The 21577-nt window shown below is 49.3% G+C and carries 16 protein-coding genes and 1 pseudogene; 12 read left to right on the top strand and 5 right to left on the bottom strand.

All coding sequences use genetic code 11. The annotated features are described in order from the left end of the window. Positions 1-25 precede the first annotated feature (25 nt). The 4 genes from GS601_RS04570 to GS601_RS04555 are packed head-to-tail and all read left to right on the top strand — an operon-like array spanning position 26 to position 8714. On the top strand, positions 26-2347 hold the full coding sequence (locus tag GS601_RS04570; RefSeq protein WP_162422088.1) for a tetratricopeptide repeat protein: 2322 nt from the start codon (positions 26-28) through the stop codon (positions 2345-2347). Between the two features lie 29 nt (positions 2348-2376). Next, positions 2377-3666, top strand: coding sequence for a family 8 glycosyl hydrolase (locus tag GS601_RS04565; protein ID WP_162422211.1), 1290 nt, complete (start codon positions 2377-2379; stop codon positions 3664-3666). Then, positions 3663-6155, top strand: coding sequence for a cellulose biosynthesis cyclic di-GMP-binding regulatory protein BcsB (locus GS601_RS04560; protein WP_162422087.1), 2493 nt, complete (start codon positions 3663-3665; stop codon positions 6153-6155). Before GS601_RS04565 ends, GS601_RS04560 begins: the two co-directional genes overlap by 4 nt. A 6-nt stretch (positions 6156-6161) precedes the next feature. After that, on the top strand, positions 6162-8714 hold the full coding sequence (locus GS601_RS04555) for a glycosyltransferase family 2 protein (protein ID WP_162422086.1): 2553 nt from the start codon (positions 6162-6164) through the stop codon (positions 8712-8714). 62 nt (positions 8715-8776) lie between these two features. Here GS601_RS04555 and GS601_RS04550 read toward each other — a convergent pair whose 3' ends face one another. Both GS601_RS04550 and GS601_RS24040 read right to left on the bottom strand, forming a co-directional pair. After that, the gene (locus GS601_RS04550) at positions 8777-9796 is read right to left on the bottom strand and encodes an aldo/keto reductase (RefSeq protein WP_162422085.1); all 1020 of its coding nucleotides are present in this window, start codon (positions 9794-9796) and stop codon (positions 8777-8779) included. 550 nt (positions 9797-10346) lie between these two features. Next, positions 10347-10517, bottom strand: a pseudogene (locus GS601_RS24040) (YkvA family protein); the annotation flags it as partial. A 681-nt stretch (positions 10518-11198) separates the two neighbouring features. On the opposite strand from GS601_RS24040, the gene GS601_RS04540 reads away from it, so the two are divergent. Together GS601_RS04540 and GS601_RS04535 are read left to right on the top strand one after the other, a co-directional pair. Further along, positions 11199-12068 (top strand): 6-carboxytetrahydropterin synthase, encoded by an 870-nt coding sequence (locus tag GS601_RS04540; RefSeq protein WP_162422083.1) that lies wholly within the window; start codon positions 11199-11201, stop codon positions 12066-12068. Positions 12069-12241: 173 nt separating this feature from the next. Continuing rightward, on the top strand, positions 12242-12496 hold the full coding sequence (locus GS601_RS04535) for a hypothetical protein (protein ID WP_162422082.1): 255 nt from the start codon (positions 12242-12244) through the stop codon (positions 12494-12496). Between the two features lie 26 nt (positions 12497-12522). Here GS601_RS04535 and trpB read toward each other — a convergent pair whose 3' ends face one another. Then, positions 12523-13767 (bottom strand): tryptophan synthase subunit beta, encoded by a 1245-nt coding sequence (gene trpB / locus GS601_RS04530; protein ID WP_162422081.1) that lies wholly within the window; start codon positions 13765-13767, stop codon positions 12523-12525. Between the two features lie 136 nt (positions 13768-13903). On the opposite strand from trpB, the gene GS601_RS04525 reads away from it, so the two are divergent. The 4 genes from GS601_RS04525 (at position 13904) to GS601_RS04510 (ending at position 18606) form a co-directional block, all read left to right on the top strand. Continuing rightward, on the top strand, positions 13904-14074 hold the full coding sequence (locus GS601_RS04525) for a hypothetical protein (RefSeq protein WP_162422080.1): 171 nt from the start codon (positions 13904-13906) through the stop codon (positions 14072-14074). A gap of 557 nt (positions 14075-14631) precedes the next feature. Next, complete coding sequence (locus GS601_RS04520; protein WP_238393086.1) at positions 14632-17967, top strand: N-6 DNA methylase; 3336 nt, start codon at positions 14632-14634, stop codon at positions 17965-17967. After that, positions 17964-18296, top strand: coding sequence for a nucleotidyltransferase family protein (locus GS601_RS04515; protein WP_162422079.1), 333 nt, complete (start codon positions 17964-17966; stop codon positions 18294-18296). Before GS601_RS04520 ends, GS601_RS04515 begins: the two co-directional genes overlap by 4 nt. Position 18297: 1 nt before the next feature. Beyond that, the gene (locus GS601_RS04510) at positions 18298-18606 is read left to right on the top strand and encodes a HepT-like ribonuclease domain-containing protein (RefSeq protein ID WP_238393085.1); all 309 of its coding nucleotides are present in this window, start codon (positions 18298-18300) and stop codon (positions 18604-18606) included. Between the two features lie 173 nt (positions 18607-18779). Here the strand turns inward: GS601_RS04510 and GS601_RS04505 are convergent, their stop codons facing one another. Continuing rightward, the gene (locus tag GS601_RS04505) at positions 18780-19439 is read right to left on the bottom strand and encodes a hypothetical protein (protein WP_162422077.1); all 660 of its coding nucleotides are present in this window, start codon (positions 19437-19439) and stop codon (positions 18780-18782) included. A 149-nt stretch (positions 19440-19588) separates the two neighbouring features. Beyond that, positions 19589-20665: a magnesium-protoporphyrin IX monomethyl ester (oxidative) cyclase gene (gene acsF, locus GS601_RS04500; protein WP_162422076.1), complete on the bottom strand. Its 1077-nt coding sequence runs from the start codon at positions 20663-20665 to the stop codon at positions 19589-19591. On the opposite strand from acsF, the gene GS601_RS04495 reads away from it, so the two are divergent. Then, complete coding sequence (locus GS601_RS04495) at positions 20664-20855, top strand: hypothetical protein (protein ID WP_162422075.1); 192 nt, start codon at positions 20664-20666, stop codon at positions 20853-20855. The two genes, acsF and GS601_RS04495, sit on opposite strands and share 2 nt — an antisense overlap. Before the next feature lie 109 nt (positions 20856-20964). Then, positions 20965-21447 carry an NINE protein gene (locus GS601_RS04490; protein WP_162422074.1) on the top strand — a complete coding sequence of 161 codons (483 nt, stop codon included), beginning with the start codon at positions 20965-20967 and terminating at the stop codon, positions 21445-21447. Positions 21448-21577 lie beyond the last annotated feature (130 nt).

The following is a 21577-nucleotide window of genomic DNA, read 5'->3' as shown; positions in this document are numbered from 1 at the left end:
GAAACTTCTAGCTAGTCATCGAACCATGTTTCCAACAATTCGCAACGCTCACCACTGGGTGGCTTCACTATGTTTGGGACTGCTCGTAACCGGAACGCCGCTGCTCACCTTTGCTGAAGCTAAAACGGTGATGGCGCAGGCTGAAACTGTCCCGGTAGGAATCCGTGAAGGCTATGCCTTGCTGGGCAAAGGTTGGGTGAATGATGCGATCGCAGCGTTCAAGCGCGCCATCCAATCGTATCCAAGCTCGGCGGAAGCAAGGTTGGGACTTGCGATCGCGTATCGTCGTGCCGGTCAAGATAGCGAAGCATGGCAAGCCTATCAGCAAGTTCTAGAGCGAGATCCCAACAACCAATTAGCATTAAAAACGGTGGGAATTCTCGGTGGTTATCGGGGGGAATGGCAAAGTCAAGGCATCGCCGCCCTGACGACGTTGCTAGATCTGGTTCCGAGCGACTCCGAAGCTCGCGCTCAACGGGCATTGCTATATGGCTATCAGGGCAAGTTTTCGGAGGCGCTGTCAGACTATGAACTGGTATTACAAGGCACTCCAGCCCCCGAAGTGTTGTTAAATGCGGCTCAGATTTATACCTATGCCAACAATCCGCAGCGCGGCTTAGCATTGTTTGACCAGTATCGATCGCGCACGAGTGGCGCTATTACCGGAAACGCCGCGATCGCGTATGCCCGCGCCCTCCGAGCAACCGGCAACACTGCGCAGGCGATCCAAATGCTTGAAGCTCAACTGCCAAATCAGATCACGGCGTTCAGCATTCAGGTACGCTCAGAATTATCGCAAGCGTATCTTGCCAATCGGCAGGCGGCGCAGGCACTGGCGATTCTTGACCCGTTGCGCGATCGCACTGATTCTCGTCTGCCGCTCGCACGGGCGCTCAACGAAATTGGCAAACAAGAAAACCGACCAGAACTCTCAATGCAAGCGGCATCGCTATATAAACAAGTTCTCAACACGATCGCAAATCCGAATGAATCTCTCGTTCGAGAAGCAGCGGACGTGCTAAGCGGGATTGCCCAAGAGCGCCAGTATGCGCTACAACTCTATCGTCAACTAGTTCAGCAACAGCCCACGAATAAAACTCTGATCATTCAGCAACTCTCGCTTGAAAGCCAGTTGGGAACGCTAAGCCGCACCGAGGTGAGGCAACGGCTCAAACCGATTTTAGACCCGTTGCCCAGCGACGCCACCCAGCAATTGGCGATCGCTCAAGCGCTCGTCCGGCTAGAACCGGATTTGGAATTTCTCCCCATCTACCAACGGCTGATTCAAGCCGGGGTGAATGAGCCGTTTTTGCAGTTTCGGCTGGCGCAGTTGTTAATCGAGCAGAACGAATTTGAAGCGGCGAAAACCGCGATCGCAACCTATCAAGCTACGCCTGCCGGAAGCCGCGATCGCGCCTCAGAACTGCTACTAGCCGAACTCGATCAACGCCAAGGCAATCTTGATGCCGCCGCAAACCGCTATGAGGCACTCATTTCCAACGCTTCGATCAGCACCGATCTAGAAGACGGTGCCATTCGAGGATTGGCAGGCGTGCGGCTGTCCCAAAATCGCTTCTCAGAGGCGCTAACGCTCTACGACCAACTCATTTCTCGCAGTCCAGATGACTTGAAACTTCAGCTAGGTCGTACTGCCGTTGCCTATCAAGCCAAGAAAATCTCGGAGACGGTTGCCGAACGCGTGCTGGATCAGTTTTTACAAGCTCGCCCTGCTGAAAATCCAGAGGAGCTTTACTTTTTAGTAGGTGTGTTGCCAAGCCACCCAAAGCGGGAATCGCTTTACACAGCGCTGATCGAAGCCGATCCAACCCAGGTTCCGGTTCAAGTCAAGCTCATTCAAATCTTGGCGACCCGCGATCCTTACGAGGCAAGGGCAAAGGCAAACCGACTGATTGCCCGGGTGCGGCAACTATCGCCAGATGACCGCAGCAACGTATCTCTGCTCTTTCTCAAGGGTCAGTTAGAGCAGACTCTTGGCAATCTCAACCGGGCAGAAGATGCCTATCAAGCGATTCTCAAGATGCAGCCTGAGAATTTAGACGCGATCGCGTCTCTCGGCGGCATTCGGTTTCAGCAACGGAAGTTTGACTCGGCGGCTCAGCTTTATAGTCAGATTCTTGAGGTCAATCCTGACAGTCTGGTCGCGCAGCGATCGCTAGCAGAACTCGCGATCGTCCAAGGCAACTCGATCGATGCGCTGACTCAGTTTGAGCGGCTCAAAATCGAGCAGGCAGGCAGCGCCAATCCTGAACTCGATCAACGCATTCAAAAGCTTCAAGAAGACATGCTGAGACAACGGGGGTTTCAGCCTCCTTGGGAGCGGTACTAATTTTCTGTCGTGCAAAACGTATTTTCATCATGCTGCGATCGCTCTTACCACGGATGATATTTGGCTTGGTGCTGACCGCAGGGTTGGCAGCCTGTAATGCATCGCGAAAATCGAGCGCTTTACCCTCTCCCCTGAGCCGCACAGCAGCAGCCAATACCCAGGCATCCGACCCGGCGGCAATGAGGATAGACACGATGTTGGCAGACAGTTGGGCAGCCTATCGTCAGCGATTTATTCAACAAGACGGGCGGATTATCGATCGCGAAGCCACGGATCGATCAACGTCAGAAGGGCAGGCTTACGCCTTGCTGAGAGCCGTTTTTGCCGACAGCCCAGAGAGTTTCGACCGGGTTTTGCAATGGTCAGAGAACAATCTCAAACGCCAGAATGCGGCAAACCAACCCCTCGATCAGCTATGGGCTTGGCAATGGGGACGCACCGCCTCTGGAACTTGGGGAACGCTAGATCAAAATTTTGCGACCGATGCTGACATCGACGCCGCCACCGCGCTGATTTTGGCATCTCGGCGCTGGCAAAAACCAGACTACCTGACGATCGCAAAAGCCAAACTGAAAGACATCTGGGATAAGGCCACCGTGACGATCGTGCCGCCCTCAGCAACATCTCGAAAGATCGACCCGCAACGCTATCTTCTCCCCGGACCTCTGAAGGCATTTCAACGAGACGGAACGATTCGGTTTAACCCCTCTTACCTTGCGCCCTATGCGTTTCGCCTCTTTGCCCAAGTCGATCCCGATCGCGACTGGCTGAGCTTGGTGGACAGTAGCTATCACCTGTTAGAACACTCCACCCAAACCTCTGCCGTAGGCTTACCGAGTGATTGGATCGCCTTTAACCCTAAAACCGGGAAATACAGCCCAGTGAATGAGCCAGAACCTCTGATCAGCCGGTATGGCTTTGATGCAACTCGTGTGTGGTGGCGCGTCGCCTTGGATGCAACTTGGTTTCAAGAACCCAGAGCGATCGCGTTTTTAGAATCTCATCTGAAACACCTGAAGACGCTCTGGATCTCACACCAAAACGTTCCGGCTCAACTCGATCTAAAAGGACGCCCCCTCGTCGAGTATGAAGCCACCTCCCAGTATGGAATGCTGTATGCCGCCTTCCGAGTCACCGATCCGGCGATCGCGCAGGAGATTTTCGAGCGAAAGTTGTTGCCTCAGTACCACGACGGGTTCTGGGACAACGATTCGGCTTATTACACGCAAAACCTAGCATGGTTCGGACTGATGCCCCACCGCATCATCGTCCCCTACCTATCGCAACCCACTCAAGCTCTGCAAAACACAACCCCATGAACAAACGGTTTTCAAGTTCCAACCTGCGGCGACGGTTTCGCTTCCCTAAAACGATGGTGTCTAACCCGATGATGATGCGCGCCCTCTTTTTGTGCTGTACCGGAGTGATGACCGGGCTAGCGATCGTTGTGCTAAACGGGCACAATCCGGCGCATGCCCTTGGCTCTACCCAACTCCCACGGCTGGGGCAATTACGACCTACCCAAATCGCCCAACTGTTTAAGCTGCCAAGTCCTAGCGAAACGCCCATCTCCACTCCGCCCGTAGAAGCGGTGCCATCGGAGACGCTGCCCGAACAGACAGCCGAACTGCCAGACAACGGGACAAAACCTGAAACCGCCGCAGAGAAGAGCGTTAGCCCGTTCAACCAGTACGCTCTAGAGTTTAATCGTAGCCCGATCGTGGGAAACCGGTTTCGGCTAGAAGGAACGTATGCAGAAGCAAGATTGGGCTTCACCCGACCCCGCACCTGGAATCTTAAATCTGCCAAAGCTATTGTGCGATTTCAGCATTCTCCCGCCTTGGTGGCAAGCAAGTCAGATCTTGTGGTGCGAGTCAACGATACGAGCATCGGCAGTGTGCCATTAAACCTCAAGAATTCGCAGATTGGCGAAGCGGTTTTTACCATTCCCGCAAAATTGATTCAGAACGAAAATGAACTTGCGATCGCAGCCCAACAAAATAATTCTGCGACCTGCTCAAATCCGGATGACAAATCCTTATGGTCGGAAGTGCTGCCTGATTCAAAAATTGTTTTCGAGCAGGAAACGCAGCCAACCACGTTAGACTTCAGCCGCTATCCGTTCCCGTTTTTCGATAGCTACGGTTTGGATGCAAGCCGGATCGGGTATCTGCTGCCATCTCAGATCAGCGAAGGTTGGCTGACAGCAACGAGCCGCTTTCAAACCACCATGGGGCGTCTGGCAGATTTCCGACCGCTAGAAACGAGCCTAATCAAAACTCTTAAGCCTGGGGGTAATGCCTCAGAACTTGGCGGAGCCAATCGCATCGTGATTGTGGGAACGCCCGCCGAGCAATCTGTGCTCAAATCGCTGAACCTTCCATTCAAGCTTGCCAATAACCAGATCTTAGACGGCAACAAAACTGCGTTGCCTGAGCAGGTTGGCGTCCTCATGCTGACCACAATCAACGACGGAAACACACCCGTTTTGGTGGTGTCTGGCAACGGAGCCGAAGGCGTTGCTAAAGCTATGCAGTTTTTAGTTCAACCCACAAGCCATCAAATCGGCACCGGTCAAGGTGTGATCGTCTCTGAGATTTCCGAACTTTCGTCTCCGCAACCGCGAGAGTGGGAGCGCTATTTGCCCGCCAGAGATGCCTTTAAGCTCAGCGACCTGAAAGGACTAGACAACCGACCGTTTAGAGATGTGACTGTGCGGGGCACCTCGGCTCCACCGGTGCAGTTTAACTTTCGAGCATTGCCCGACGATCGCTTCTTGCGCGGCAGTTCCATGAATCTGAAGTACAGCTATAGTTCTCAGATCAATCCGAAACTCTCGACGCTTTCAGTGCGGATCGATGGCGTAGGAATTGGCAGCAAAAAACTCGCATCTGACAATGGCGCATCGCAAGAGACGTTTAACGTTGACCTCCCTGCAAACTTAATCACATCAAACTCGGTGATTGATGTTGCCTTTGACTTGTATCCCAAAGATTTGGCTAAATGTGGACAAGCCAGCGATCAGCAGCTTTGGGGAACGGTTCACCGCGACACAAGCTTTAATACCAGACGAGAAAATGCGGTTGAACTGCCGGATCTCAAACTGCTGACTACCGGATATCCCTTCACCGCACCCCAAGATTTGTCAAAAACCGCGATCGTGCTTGCCGATTCTCCTACCGCATCCGAGGTGATGACGCTGCTGAAATTGAGCGAGCGGCTGGGTCGGTTGAGCCAAGCCTCATCGGTGAAACTGGAGGTCTATAAAGCAACAACGCTGCCCGAATCGATCCGCAAAGAGCGACATCTCATCGGCATTGGCACCCGCGATCGCTTCCCCCTCAAAGAGGCATTTGAGAACACCAATGGCTTCAGACTGATGGATGTCTTTGGTCGCCAACTCGGACAAGAGCAGATCCAAACCTTGCCCGATGCCAATGGCGTCGTCAAAAGCGTTCTGTCTCCGTGGAATTCTGAGCGAGTCTTGATGGCATTGAGCGCCCAAACCGAGAACGGACTGAAACACGTCCAAGATTTAATCGGCAATGACCTGTGGTTCTATCAACTCAAGAACGATACGGTGCTGATCAATGCCAACGGGCAAGCCGTCTCGTCGTACGATTCCAACGCCTATCAACTTCAATTTTTCGACCAAGCGGATCGTCACCGCATCGAAAACACCAACTTTCTCAGTAAAACGAGACGCTTTCTACAAGAACAGTGGTATCTCGTGCCCATCGGCATCATCACTGCATCGCTGCTTCTGTACGGTGTTGCTCAACTTTTCCTCAAGCGTGTAGCGGAATAGCCTGCCATGACAACTTCTAATCTTGACCCCAAACCATCGAGGCGTAAGCAAGGACGGCGGATCGCTTGGCTTGCCGAACTGATTCCGCATATCTTCGATCGCTTGCTCACCCGGAGCGGCAAACTTCAACTGATGTTGCTGATGGCAGTATTGCTGCTGCTGTCGGTTCCTCTGATTATTACCCCATTAGAGATTTGGCAGCAGGGCATTGTCGCTGTCGCCTTGGTTGTCTTGGGTTGGTCTGTTGCGACGATCGAGCGCAAGCAGACAGAAAGCCGCACTAGCGAATATTTGCACCTGTTTATGGTGTGGCTGAGTTTGATCACCACGTTTCGCTATTTGTATTACCGCACCCATTACACGCTCAATCTCACAAGCGGTTGGCTCGATGCAACGTTTAGCGTGTTGCTCTACGGCGCAGAACTCTATGCCATTTTGACGTTGGCGCTAGCGTTTTTTCAGACCCTCAAACTCAAAGAGCGCAAACCGATCGATCTAGCAAACATTCCAGAAGATCAATGGTTTAACGTTGATATCTACATTCCTACCTACAGCGAGGATGTGGAGATTGTGCGTAAAACGGCATTGGGTGCGATCGCGATCGATTACCCCTGTGAGCGCAAGCACGTTTACATTTTAGATGATGGGCGGGCAGAAAAATTCCGCGATCGACGGCAAGCCTTGCGGCAGATGTGCGAAGAGTTGGGCTGCATTTTGCTAACACGGGATACCAACGATCACGCAAAGGCAGGCAACATCAACACAGCATTGCGGCGTACCGGTGGCGATCTTATTTTGATTCTCGATTGTGATCACATTCCCGTACGTCATTTTCTCAAAGACACGGTAGGATTTTTCTACAATTCCAAAGTGTCTCTCGTTCAAACGCCGCACTGGTTCTACAATCCTGACCCGTTTGAGCGCAACTTGAAGACAGGCGGAAAAATCCCGGTTGGCAACGAGCTTTTCTACAAAGTGCTTCAGAAAGGCAACGACTTTTGGAATGCTGCTTTTTTCTGTGGGTCGGCGGCGGTGGTTCGCAAATCGCACTTACTAGAAGTTGGCGGCATTGCCGTCGAGACGGTGACGGAAGATTGCCATACTTCGCTGCGGCTGCACTCGCTGGGATATGAGTCGGTGTATTACGACAAAATTATGGTGGCGGGGCTAGCCCCAGAGAAGTTTTCTGCTTATGTGGGTCAGCAAGTTCGCTGGGCGCGGGGAATGGCGCAAATTTTGCGAATTGAAAATCCGCTATTTAACCCAAAACTCAAGCTCAGCATTGCTCAACGGATTTGTTATTTTAGTGCAACCTCTCACTTCTTTTATGGCTTCCCTCGGTTGATGTATGCCTTAGCTCCAGCCTTGTTTTTAGTGTTTGGCATCAATCCTATTCGCGGTTTAGGGTTAGAAACGCTTGCCTACGCGCTACCACATTTCTTCATTTCAACCTACGCAAATTACATCACCTATAAAAGTGTCCGATTCTCTTTCTGGAATGAGATTTACGAGTTTGCGATGTCGTTCCATGCGGGCGTGGTCACGACTTTGGCGTTGCTCAATCCCAAACTGGGAAGTTTTAACGTAACCGATAAAGGGCTGTCGGTCACGAAACGGAGCTTTGATTGGGCATCAGCACGGGGATTAGCGATCGTAGGAGCGATTGTTGCTGCCTCGATCGTGGCAGTGCCGATCTGGCTAGTGGTAAACCCAGAAGCAACGGAAGCGGTTCTCGTCAACATGTTTTGGAGTTTCTTTAACCTGATATTGATTGTATCTGCGTTGATTGTTGCCTTTGAGCAACCCCAGTTACGGCGATCTCACCGCCTCGATCGTCGCCTCAATGCTGTGATTTATAGCGAAGGACGATCGCTGCACGGCAAAACAGTCAACATCAGCGAAACGGGATGCCAGATGATTCTCGACTCGTGGGCAAGTTTGGTCGATGAAGCCGATTTAGAACTGATCGGCGATTATGGCGCACGGGCATTTATCAGAGGGCACATTGTTCGGGTTGTTCCGATGAATGACAATCAGTCGATTTTGTCGATCGACTTTGTTAGTCTCACCCGCGCTCAACTGGATGCACTTAGCATTGTCATGTTTTCGGATGTGAAGGAGTGGTACTCGCAGCATCGTGAGACGATTGATGACCCAATGGAGTCGATGAAATTTATTGCAACGAGTTTGACGCGATCGCTGCGTAAACGAGAAGCAGAACCCAACACCAGCACACGAGTCCGCAAGCAGATTCAGGCATATGCCCAGATTTACTGGCGTGGAAATTTCTACCCAGCAACAGCGCTCAAGATTAGCTCACGCAGTTTGCAACTAGAAATGCCATTTCTGACCGATTGGGAAGACTTGAAAGAGAATCAACCGCTTGTCGGGCTATTGTTGAGCCAAGCACCTGACGAAGCATTGCCGAAACGATTGTTAGCTCAAGTGGAGAATGTAGAGCTTTTGGAAAATCATTTAGTCGTTGAACTCCGATTTCCAGAAGAAGTCATGCAGCGACAGGAAGATAGGATTAACGAGCTAATGTCTAGCCTCAGCTAGAATAATTTTTGTTCAACGCCAAGGCATCCATTGAGGATGCCTTTTTTATTGGAGTGCAAAAGCTACCGTCGGTATTCGTCGCCGCAGTCACCGATCGCTTGATGTAAGTTGCGCGATCGCGCGGTAATGTCTTGAATCTGCGCGTAGTCGTCTTCATCCAAAGCCATGTTAAACACTCTAGCCGTTTCTTGAATATGCTCTGAAACGCCGAGCCGCGTTCCTACGATCGCGCCTGCTACTGCGGGACGTTCTAACACATATCGAACAGCTACATTTGTAATGCTCACACCATGTTTCTTAGCAATCCGTTCTAAGACCGCTAGCAAGTGTTGAAATAGATCCCAACCGCCCCACAGCGCGATCATATTTTTGTACTTTCTCAGAGAGGCAGTTGTGAGTCCGGCATTTCCGGGTTCTGGCATCTTTAAAAATCGCTCAGACAACAATCCACCACAGGCAGTGCCATAGGCTAGCAGATGAATAGTGTTGTTCTCACAGAATCTTGCCATGCGTGAACTGGGGCGCTGATCTACTAACGAAAACTGAACTTGATTGGAGACAATCTTGATACCAGAATCGACAATTATTTCAAGATGATCGGTATCAAAGTTTGTTAGGGCTAAGTGTTTAATTTTTCCGTCTTGCTGAAGCTCTGCCAGATACTTTAGCGCTTCTAAATAGTTTTTATCTTGATAATCCCACCAATGAAATTGCAACAGGTCTAAGGTTTCTACTCCCATTCGTCGCCGTGAGATATTGATATTGTCTTCAACAAGTTTTCGAGTCATGCGACCGGGGCGAGGAACCCACTTTGTAAACGCTTGTATGGAACTGAGCGCTGCTTCGCCACGAGCCTTAGCAAACTGTTTCCGAAATTCGCCGATAAAATCTTCAGCAGGTCCGTAATGATCTGCAAGATCCCACGTTGTGAACCCAGCGTCGATGTAGTCAAACATTGCGGCGATCGCTTTACGCCGATCGATTCCACCATGTGCCCCTGACACTTGCCACATCCCGTTTAGAACTCGGCAAATTTTAAGATCGGGGGTAAATTGAAATTGACTGGCTTCAGGTAAGGGCATAAAGGTTTTGGAGAGGTGCGAGCCGATAGAGTTGACGCCGATCGCGCCTTTGTTGGCAAACTAGCAGGCTGTCAAATCGGTTTTGCAGAATGCTAATAGAATAAGCAATTGCTTTTAATTGATTTTGCTGACTCGAAATTAGATTTTGCTTAGCCTAAATCAAGTTTTGTTGACTCGAAATTAGATTTTGCTGACTCGAAACTAGATTTTGCTTAGTCTAAATCAAGTTTTGCCTACTCAACATTAGATTTTGCTTATAGCTTATTAGATTTTGCTGACTGCCGATCAAGCGCAACCCTGACAAACTTCTCAAACCAATATTGCAGAGAGATGGGACTAAGTTTATTTAACGGCAAAGAGGTTTAAAAGCAAAGAGGCGCTTTGTGCACGCCTCCATACACCACCATTCACGATAACGATTCAACCTTGCTTAACCGACCTTAGTTGCATTGACATCTACCGTATCAGACGATGCAACTCCATCTACTGTGGCAACCTCTGTGGTCTTCTGTGCCTTAAGTCGGTCAAACATGGCGGTAGATAGTTCAGCAATCAGCAAGCCCAGAACTACGGTGTCATCAATTTGACCAATTAGCGGAATAAAGTCGGGCAACAAATCGATCGGGCTAAGAATATAGGCAAGCGTGCCAAAAATGATTAACCAGCGATACTGAGAGTTGCGAATCGTATTGCGATACCAATCGTAAAACGGGACTTTCATAGTTTTTTCCTTCACCTTATGGTTTTATCATGCCAAATTGTTGCAGAGAAGTCTGGTGTGGAAAACTGTCGAAAGAAGTGGTATAGACCGTATGCCGGGGTTTAATTGGAGTAACAGCAAAGCAGCATAAGAGAAAAAGGTTGGTCATCACGTACTTGTATCTAAAGTGCAGGATGCTGTGATACACCCGGCTCAAACGATTCCAACCTACGTGCATTAATTGGTAGCGATCGCGGCGACAGATCCTCGACCCCCCTGCCTACGGCATCCCCCCTTGGTCAGCAGGAGGGACTTTCCGGCTCCCCTCCTGGCTCAGAAGAGATTGGGGGAGGTCGCACGTCTCTAGCATTTACGGATTAATTTGGTATGAAACAAATCTCTGAGAGACATGAATAGTGGTGCTTTAGAGCAGTGCTTTAGAACTGGCTTAGTGTATTGCTTTAAGACAACAACCGCGATCGCTCTTCTTCATCAGGGTTGAGCAAGAGCGATTGGTGGTCAACGTCTTGCAAATGTCAACAAATCGCTTTAATTCGGATACCTTTGCCTTAAAGGCTGAACGACAGATCGCGAGTTGTAAATTATTTCGGTATTCTAAAGAAGTAAGTTCAACAAACTTAATATTTCCTGTCCGAAATTTTATCTCGTACTCTCAGCATTCTGCGCTCTTTCCTAACCTGTATGAAATGTATCATCGATCGCCGCGCTCAGTTTTCAGCAAGTCATCAGTACTATCTACCAGAGATGAGCGAGGCAGAAAATTTTGAACGATTTGGAGCCTGCGCCCGCTATCCAGGGCATGGGCATAACTATGTTCTCTACGTTTCGATGTTGGGCGATCTCGACGACTATGGCATGGTGCTTAATCTTTCAGAGGTAAAGCATGTCATCAACAAAGAAGTGACGAGCCAGCTAGATTTTTCATTTCTTAACGAGGCTTGGACAGAGTTTCAGGAAACCCTGCCAACTACAGAGAATATTGCGCGATCGATTTGGCATCGGCTTAGCGCCGATCTACCGATCGTTCGCATTCGCCTTTACGAACATCCTGAACTTTGGGCTGACTACTTAGGAAACACCATGGAAGCTTATCTGACTATTAGTACACATTTTAGTGCCGCTCATCGCTTGGCTCGCCCTGATTTGAGCTTTGAGGAAAATTGTGAAATTTATGGCAAATGCGCTCGTCCCAACGGTCATGGGCATAATTACCATCTCGAAGTCACGATCAAAGGCGACATCGATCCGCGCACGGGCATGATCGCTGATCTGGTGGCATTTCAAAAAGCCGTGGATGATTTTGTTGTCGAACCGTTTGATCACACGTTTTTGAACAAAGATATTGCCTACTTTGAGCACGTCGTTCCAACCGCAGAAAATATTGCGGTTCACATTCGCGATTTGCTGGAAACACCGATTGGCGCGATCGGGGCACAGCTTTTTAAGGTAAAGCTGATCGAGAGTCCGAATAATTCTTGCGAGGTTTACGGCTCTGGTGTTGCTGATCCCCTGGCATTGATGATGCGTGAACCCGCAATGGCAAGCGCTTAAAAACCTTTGAGCCTCGGTCAATGCAGAAGCGTCTGGGAGGCGATCTGATTCCAGACCTTTTGTGTACCCTTCATCCCTCCGGAAGAGGTTTGATCCGCCAAAAGCAGGTCGTGCGATCGCGCCTTCTTCCTCAATACTAGATGGCAAGTAAATTGAGTCGAGAGTAGAAACCTATGGCTTCTCCAACACCCCTCCACGGCACCGATCTGGTCGATTGTGCTAGAGCCAATGCCAAGCAAGGTGTTGAAACTGCCGCCAATTTGTGTGGCTATGGCAGCGACCTCAACACCTTTCGGGCAGAACTCGAAAAAGCTTGCAACGATATGCGGATTGAGTTCAATGAATTGAGCGATTTGATCAAAGACAATCAGGTTTCGGTTGGCATCGATGGCACCACGATCGCGCCTGATACGAAGTCAGAGCTTTAACTGAGTCGCGCTTGTTATCGATTCGATTAGGACTCTAGCAATCTAGAAACGCTCAGCACGTCTTTGTCGCCTCGACCTGAGCAGTTGATCACGATGCGAGGGCTGCCCGTAAGTTGAGGGCAGAGAGTATCAAGATAAGCGATCGCATGGGCAGTCTCTAGGGCTGGAATGATCCCTTCTAACTGCGACAACCTTTGAAACGCAGTTAGCGCCTGCTCATCGGTCACTGCATAATACTCTGCCCGTGCCGTTTCCATCAGGTAGCTGTGTTCAGGGCCAACGCCCGGATAGTCTAGCCCAGCACTGATGGAATGCGGCTCAATCACCTGACCCTCTTCATCTTGCAGCAGATAGCTCATCGCACCATGCAATACGCCAACTCGCCCCTTTGTCAGAGTTGCTGCATGTTTAGCGGTCTCAACGCCGTGCCCTGCCGCTTCTACCCCAATTAGCCGGACGGTGGCTTCTCCCATAAACTCATGAAATAATCCCATCGCGTTAGAGCCACCGCCCACACACGCCAGCAAAATATCTGGCAAACCACCCCACTTTTCCTGACACTGGGCGCGAGTTTCTGCCCCAATCATGGCGTGAAAATCTCGCACGATCATCGGGTAAGGATGAGGACCCGCCACAGAACCGAGAATGTAGTGTGTAGTTTCAACATTCGTGACCCAATCACGAATTGCTTCAGACGTGGCATCTTTGAGCGTACCTGTGCCCGACTCTACAGGGCACACTTCTGCCCCCATCAACCGCATCCGAAACACATTGAGGGCTTGCCGTTCCATGTCGTGGACGCCCATATAAATCACACACTGTATGCCAAATCGAGCGCACACGGTTGCCGTGGCGACGCCATGCTGTCCGGCTCCGGTTTCAGCAATGATACGCGGTTTGCCCATGCGTTTGGCTAAGAGCGCTTGCGCGATCGCATTGTTGATCTTGTGAGCGCCCGTGTGGTTTAAATCTTCTCGCTTGAGATAAATCTGTGCGCCGGTGCCATCGGGTCGAGCATAGTGCGCGGTCAACCGTTCTGCAAAATAGAGAGGACTCGGACGCCCCACATAATCGCGGAGTAGTCCTCCAAGTTCTGCTTGAAAGCTTGGATCTTGGCTGTAGTGCTGATAGGCTAGCTCTAGCTCTGTCAGAGCAGGCATGAGGGTTTCAGGAACATACTTACCGCCAAACTTACCAAATCTTCCAAGTGCATCGGGGCGATTTTCAGAAGAGACACGGTTTTGGTTAGGAGAAAGCGGTGTAGTCGTCACAGTCTGAACCCAGTAAAGTACAGCTTTTATTGTATCGAGACTGAGCGCAGAATTGGAGTGCGATCAAATCAATTCATCGTTGCTACAAATGCTTCAGCAGATCCCTCGAAATCGGAAACGCAACAGTAAGGAGGCGATGCTTCGGAGCAAAGCCAAGCCACTCCAAGCCACTGTCTTTGAAGTCGCCCTGTGCGCCAATCGCCCTGTCCGTTCACTCCATCCCTGCCACGATTCAGTAACTTCCCTAGTCGATGCAGTCGATCGACTCGTCCAGGCAGTATCTTCCTCAGTCAATGCGGTCTATTAACTCGTTCATTCAGTAGATTCCCTAGTTGATGCAGTCGATCGACTCGTTCAGGCAGACGATAGAGCAACGCTGGTTTGGAACTGACCCCTTGAGTGCAGTCCTGCTACTAAGTAGTTATGCCGCAAGCCCTTGGTGGGGGCGGTACTTGACAGCAATCTGCCAGTATTGGGCACTAAGTCGTTTTGCGGTTGTCGAGAAGGAAATGATTCTCAAAGTCTCTTAGTAAGGGTTAGCAGAGCCTCCCCTTTGGGGAATTGCCATCAAAATATTAAGAAAACCTATCAGTCGGTTTCCACATAGCGCTACACTCTATACCTGACTAAGCCTTTCTATAGAGCCTGTAGCGCCTGATGAACCTAGCCGACATCCTCAAAGACTCGAACTATAAACTGTCGCAGTTTACGACTGCTGAGATTGAGCAATTAGAGAAGGCAATTACCCTGAAGCCGACCAAGGTGATGTTCCCCACACGGTTTGTCTGGTGCGGCAAAAGGCAATTAAGCTGACACCAGAGGAGGCGATTCGACAGTTATATCTACGGGTCTTGACCGATCCGCTTGCATTATCCCCTCGATCGCATTCAGGTTGAGTATGGAGTGAACTTTGGGCGAGAGGTGAAGCGGGCAGACATTGTGGTGATGGACAAAGATCGTCCTAACACGGTTTACATGATTGTGGAGTTGAAGAAGCCAAAGCTGAAGGATGGAAAAGATCAGCTTCGCTCTTACTGCAATGCGACGGGTGCGCCGATCGCCGTTTGGACGAATGGTGATCAAATCTCCTATTACCAGCGCAAAGACCCTAATTATTTTGAAGATATTCCGGGTCTGCCTAATGTCAATCAAACTCTGGCGGATATTCTCCAGATCAAGTTCACGCTAGAAGACTTGATTGCCAATGACAAGTTGGTTAAGGAGAACAAATCGCTCAAGACCTTGATCGAAGAAATGGAAGATGAGGTGCTGGCGAATGCTGGGGTGGATGTGTTTGAGGAATTGTTTAAGCTGATTTTCACCAAGCTCTATGACGAGTGGTATTCCGGGCAGGGCAATCGTCGCAAGACTCGCTCTCTGGAGTTTCGCAATACGGGACAGACGGAAGCTGCCCTCAAGAGCAAGATTCAGGATTTGTTTGATGGGGCGACGAAAAAGTGGGAAGGGGTGTTTAGTGAGGATGCCAAGATTAGCCTTACGCCGTCTCACTTGTCGGTGTGTGTGTCGTCGTTGGAAAACGTGAAGCTATTTAACTCCAACCTGGATGTGATTGATGAAGCGTTTGAGTATTTGATCAATCAGAGCAGCAAGGGGGATAAGGGGCAATATTTCACGCCGCGCTATGTGATTGATATGTGTGTGAAGATGCTTAATCCGCAAGAGAATGAGTACATGATCGACACGGCGGCGGGGTCATCGGGGTTTCCGGTGCATACGATTTTCCATGTGTGGCGGCAGATTTTGGCGGATGAGGGCTTGGAAGCGAGTCATTTGTTTTCGTTGGAAGACAAGCCGCCCCGGTGCAATGAATATGTAGAAGAGAAGGTGTTTGCGATCGACTTTGATGAAAAGGCGGTGCGAGTGGCGCGGACGCTGAATCTGATTGCGGGGGATGGTCAGACGAATGTGCTGCATTTGAACACGCTGGACTATGACCTCTGGAATGAAGTGACGGAACAAGAGGAATGGGATGATGTTTATAATGCTGGGTTCAAACGGCTGAAACGGTTGCGACCAAAAGGGAGTAAAGACTTTCGAGAGTTTCAGTTTGATGTGTTGATGGCGAATCCGCCGTTTGCAGGAGATATTAAGGAACCGCGCATGATTGCCCGCTATGATTTGGCAAAAAAGCCAGATGGGAAATGGCAGACCAAGGTTGGGCGGGACATTTTGTTTATTGAGCGGAATCTGGATTTTTTGAAGCCGGGGGGAAGAATGGCGATCGTGCTTCCCCAAGGACGCTTTAACAATTCATCGGATAAGAGTATTCGAGAGTTTATTGCGTCACGCTGCCGGATTCTGTCAGTAGTGGGGCTGCATGGCAATACATTCAAGCCGCATACAGGCACGAAGACTTCGGTGCTGCTTGTGCAGAAGTGGAATGACGACCCAAAGGCGGGCGCACTCTGCCCTCGACAAGATGACTACAACATCTTTTTTGCGACGATGCGGAAGTCGGGGAAGGATAATTCTGGAGATAAGATCTGGCGAAAAATTCCATCTTCTACTTCACCGCCTGATGACGAACTGAGTGAATTGATGCCACCTTCTCCGATGCAGCGAATGGTGGGCGTAGAAGGCGACTTCTTGCAAGATATTCACGGTCATTTAGTAGTGGATCATGATTTGTATAACCATGAAGGACTGACGGAAGACGGCATTGCGGAAGCGTTCATTGAGTTTGCCAAAAAGGAGAAGCTTAGTTTTTTTGAACCCAGCCCATCCGTGACACCGTTTGATGCTGTCAGGTATCAGCGATTGATGGATGGGCTTGAAGCGGCAGCAGTTAACTTTAGTGAGATTGACTTAGGGGACAGGTTTGATGCGGAATACTTTTGGAAAGACAGTTTGAAAATTCAAGCAACCCTCAAGCAAAGAGAAACTAAGCCACTAAAGAATTTAGGTGATTTTGTCGCTAGTGCATTTTATCCGGCGGCAACTCAGCTTTATGAGTTTGGTGACACGCCTTTCATTAGATGTGTAGATTGCATTAATTATCCCTTGATTACGCAGGATCAGGATGACTTGTTTGAAAGAATACCATTCTCATTTGTTGAAGAAAGTAAAGGAATCAATGTCTTAGAGAAGGGCGATTTAATAATTACAAAGGTTGGTTCACCTTGTCATACAAGTATAGTAGAAGACTATGATTTGGTAGCTCTTTCAAGAACTGTACTAGGAATTAAGAAGATTAGAAATGTAGATCCTTATTACCTGCTTATTTTTCTGAGAAGTCACTTTGGATTTCAACAATTACTTCGACAAAGAGAGTTGACGATTCAGTACCAATTAACGCTTGACCGGGTTAAAAAAGTCAGAATATATAAAGCAAGTCAAGATTTTCAGAACGTTATCAGAAAAGCCGCTCTTAAATACCTGGAACTTATATCAGTCTCGAAAAGCTTATATAGCCAAGCTGAGGATTTGCTGTTGTCGGAGCTTGGCTTGAAGGATTGGCAACCTACCGAAGAAACCGTTGCCGTCAAGAGTTTTGCTGAGTCTTTTTTGTCGAGCGATCGCCTCGACGCTGAGTATTACCAGCCAAAACAGCAAAAAGTAATGGCAATTATGCGTCAATCTGGTCTTTGCATTGCGGATGTTGTCTCACTAGCAAAGCGCAAGTTTCAGCCCGACAAACAAGGCGAATTTAACTATATCGAAATTGGCAATCTCAGCGGAGAAGGCTTTGCGAATAGCGAAATGGTAGCGATGGAAGAAGCCCCCAGTCGAGCGCAGTGGATTGTAAAAACTAACGATGTGATCACATCAACGGTTCGCCCTATCCGCAGACTTTCAGCCTTAATTGAATCCGAGCAGAATAACTACATTTGCTCATCTGGTTTTGCTGTTCTCAAACCAACCAAAATTGAGCCAGAAGTTTTACTAATTTATTTGCGATCGCCCATCGTTTGCGAAATTCTAGATCTTCATACCACTGCCAGTATGTATCCATCAATTTCAACTGAGGATCTGTTAAGTATTCCGATTACCTTACCGGAAGAATCTACTCGTCAGGAAATTACAAAAAAGGTCAGAGAATCCCGCAAAGCGCAGGAGCAATCCAAACAACTGCTGGAAATTGCTAAAACAGGAGTAGAAAAAGCGATCGAAATCGATGAAGCGGCAGCAACAGCTTGGATCAACCAACAACTTGAAGTCTTGGGGGTAACGCTGATATGACCATTACCGCGATCAACCTACAGATGGAAAAAATTGCTGAGTTTTGTGAGCGGTGGCAGGTGACAGAATTTGCTCTATTTGGCTCTATCCTGCGCAACGACTTCCGCCCTGACAGCGACATTGACGTAATGGTGCAATTCCACCCGGACGCTCACCCCACATTCAGCACCCTCGACCAAATGGAAGCCGAGCTAAAAACCATCTTCGATCGAGACGTTGATTTGATCACCCGTCAGGGCATTGAAACCAGCCGCAACTACTTACGCCGTCACGAAATTCTTTCCTCCGCCCAGGTGATTTATGCAACGGGATCTTCAATTCCTGCTTGATATGCTGCAATCTGCAGAGTTGATCTTGACTTACACGGCTCAATGCTCGCAAGCTGAGTTCGTAGCAAATGTGCAGCTTCAAGATTCAGTGATTCGGCGGCTCTTGGTAATTGCCGAAGCCGCCAGACGAGTTTCCGAAACAACACGACAGAACTTGCCCAACATCTCATGGTCGGAAATCAATGGAATGCGAAATCGGCTAGTGCATGAATACGATGATGTCAACCTCAACATCGTTTGGGATGTGATCCAATTAGAGATCCCACCTTTGATTGAGGAGTTAAAGTTGCAAATTCCTCCTGAACGTTAAGGGGAGTTAAGCGGGGGCGGCGATCGCGGCGGCATAACAAATCGTTGCAACGGCGGAATAAAGATGGTTGGTTAGGATACAAAGGTTACTAGCCGCCGCTGAACTCAATCGATAGCTGACGCCATTAGAGCAGTTGACCTCATCCCTAGCAGGCAGTGTTCAATAAATGGATATCAAGGCAGCCATTCCAGCCCAATACCGATGCGATCGTCGCGCCCTTGGCGAGAATTCTGACGTTGAAAATCAGTCGAAAGTCTTAAATGATGGGTCACGGCATACCCAAAAGACAGCCTTGAAAGTCCGATCTCCGAATCACTTCCGGGAGCAACCCAACTTTGGCTCAATGCAACATCTGCTCCGCCGCCTCGCGACAAGACGAATAGAACACGAACCCCTAAAGTTGCGCCGCTTGTCGAGTATCGATCGGTTTCTAAATGACGATAGCCAACCATCGGAGCAACATTAACGTAGCTTCCTAAAGGACGCAAATAGTAGGTTAAGTGGGTGTCGATCGCGCTTTGTCCCTTAAACGTGGTTTGGTAGTTTCCACTTAGCGTTAGTCGAGTTTGACCAATCCTCAGATCTTCAATACCCACAGCTAGTCCTGGATTGGCGTCTGGTGAAAATCGTAAATACCCTAGGCGTAGCCGAGTCCGAAAGCTAGGATCATTCTGAATATCGTCGGCTACGTTTGGAACGTCTTTGAGCCAGCGTTGCAGCACGGGGCTAGTTTGAAGAACGCTAGGATCGAGATCAATCGATGAGGCTTCCTCTCCCAACACCGGACTTGTAAAAACTAGCACTCCCACCCACGCCGCTAACAATCGTTTCATCCCAACTCCGCACTCAGCCGCATTAAATCTAACGAATCATACTGACTGTTGGTGGCTTTATCTAACACATTTTTTAGCAGTGCAGCGTAAAAAAACGGCTCTGCCTTCACAGAGCCGCTATTACCAAGGGGTAACTTGAATCGCTAAAATTAACGGACTTTGCCGTGAGATGAAACCATGTCAATCGGAGCGATCGTATAGAGTCTCAGCAGTTGCCAGCCGTTGGAAACGTAATAGGGCACCTTCCGCAAGGTCTTCACAATTTTGGAACCTTGCTGAGCCGCAATGTTGCTCAATTTCTGATTGTTTTCAACGCAGATTTCCAAGCGCTTGTAGAAATCAGGATGCTGCACATTCAAAATCACGGGAAACACGCGCCCTGCGGTCTCATTGGTCTTTTCAATCACTTCATACTCAAATTCCCGCGTATTCAGACCCAGCGACTCGTAGAAGCCAGAGCGCTGAATATCATTGAGATACATCGTCGCAAACACCGACAGCAAGAAGAACCGACACCACAGTTTCGCTCTCCAGTCGTTCAAGAACTGAGGTTGGGCACGCATCACGGCATCAAAGAAATCGCCGTGGCGGTTTTCGTCTTGGCACCAGTTATCAAAGAATTTGAAAATAGGATAGAGCCGATCTTCAGGGTGCTGATCGAGATGATGGAAAATGGTGATGTAGCGCCAGTAGCCAATCTTTTCAGATAGGTAGGTGGCGTAAAAAATAAACTTTGGCTTGAAGAAGGTGTATTTGCGGCTCTTCGTTAAAAAGCCCAAATCCAGGGAAAGATTGAAGTCTGACAGCGCTTTGTTTAAGAAGCCAGCATGCCGAGCTTCATCTCGTGCCATCAGCCCAAAGCCTTCAGCTAATAGGGGATGGCGGTCTTTGAGCTTGCGCGACAGTTCTTTGTACAGCAAGAAACCTGAAAACTCGGCGGTGCAAGAGCGCTCCAGAAATTCCACAAACATTTTGCGGGTTTCGCCATCAATGTGATCCCAGGATTGCTCGAACTCGGCATCCCGCACAAAGTGATGACGGTTGTAGTCGATGCGAAACTCTTCTAGAAGCGCCTGAAGCTCATCTTCGTTGAGGGATAGATCCATTTGCGCCATTTCTTCAAAGTCGGTGGTGTAAAACCGAGGCGTCAGAATGGTTTCTTTTGCCGGAACTTTGATTCCGGGGCGCAGTTCTTCAAAGCTAGGTTTTTTAAGAGAATCTACCATGAGTTATCGTTCCTCTGGAATGGCGCGAAGCGCTAATCGCGGCTTGAATAACAGAACCTGTCCGGCGTGGGGCGATGACGCCACTAGCATCCCGGAGTCGGCATTACGCCCTTTAGTCTACCAAGCTTACTGCGACAGAAATTCCGAGATCGCGTTAAGACTTGCAACAGATGTTTACAGTTTGCAATAAAAAGGCGATTCAAGTGCGATCGCACTCGTCTTGTTGCTAGAGTTTCTAGCCGATCTCGTGCAAAGTTTTTATCATGATCGATAGTCGTCTCTTGCGTCACCAAGAATCTATGAACAAAGTTGGTACTACGTATGTTCTATGGTTAGGAGGGCTGCTGGGCTTTGCAGGGCTGCATCGCTTGTATAATGGCGAAGTCCGAACGGGGCTGCTTTGGCTCTTCACTTGGGGATTGTTTGGAGTCGGTCAATTAGCCGACTTGATCTTGATTCCAAAAATGGTGGAGTCGCACAATGCTCGGCTGAGCAGTGGGCAGGGAAATGCAGCGCAGATTCAGACCATCGAGATCAGTGCTCCAGCAAGTTCGGGGCGCTTGGGTTCAAATTTTGCTCACCAGCAGGTGATTATTGCTTTACTCAAAGCCGCAGATGCACGAGGAGGAAAGCTTTCAGTTACGCAAGGAGTGATGGCAACCGGAATTGGCTTTGCCGATATAGAAGCGTTGCTGAGCGATATGCTGAAGAGTGGCTATGTCGAGGTCAGCAACGATCCCGACACTGGGGTTATTTTATACGAGTTCAAAGAATTATCGTAATTTAGCTCAACCCCTGTGGTTGTCACTATCAGTAGCTCACCTATTTTGGAATATTTCAAACCTGCGATCGCGCGGGGTAACCTATTCCCTGGGTGACTCCTGAGATGGTGGCTCCCTCCTTGCCCAAGAG

Source organism: Myxacorys almedinensis A, from assembly GCF_010091945.1.
In the GTDB taxonomy this organism is placed as follows: domain Bacteria; phylum Cyanobacteriota; class Cyanobacteriia; order Leptolyngbyales; family Leptolyngbyaceae; genus Myxacorys; species Myxacorys almedinensis.
The sequence above is the reverse complement of the archived record's forward strand: the minus strand, read 5'-3'. Positions and strand labels throughout refer to the sequence as shown.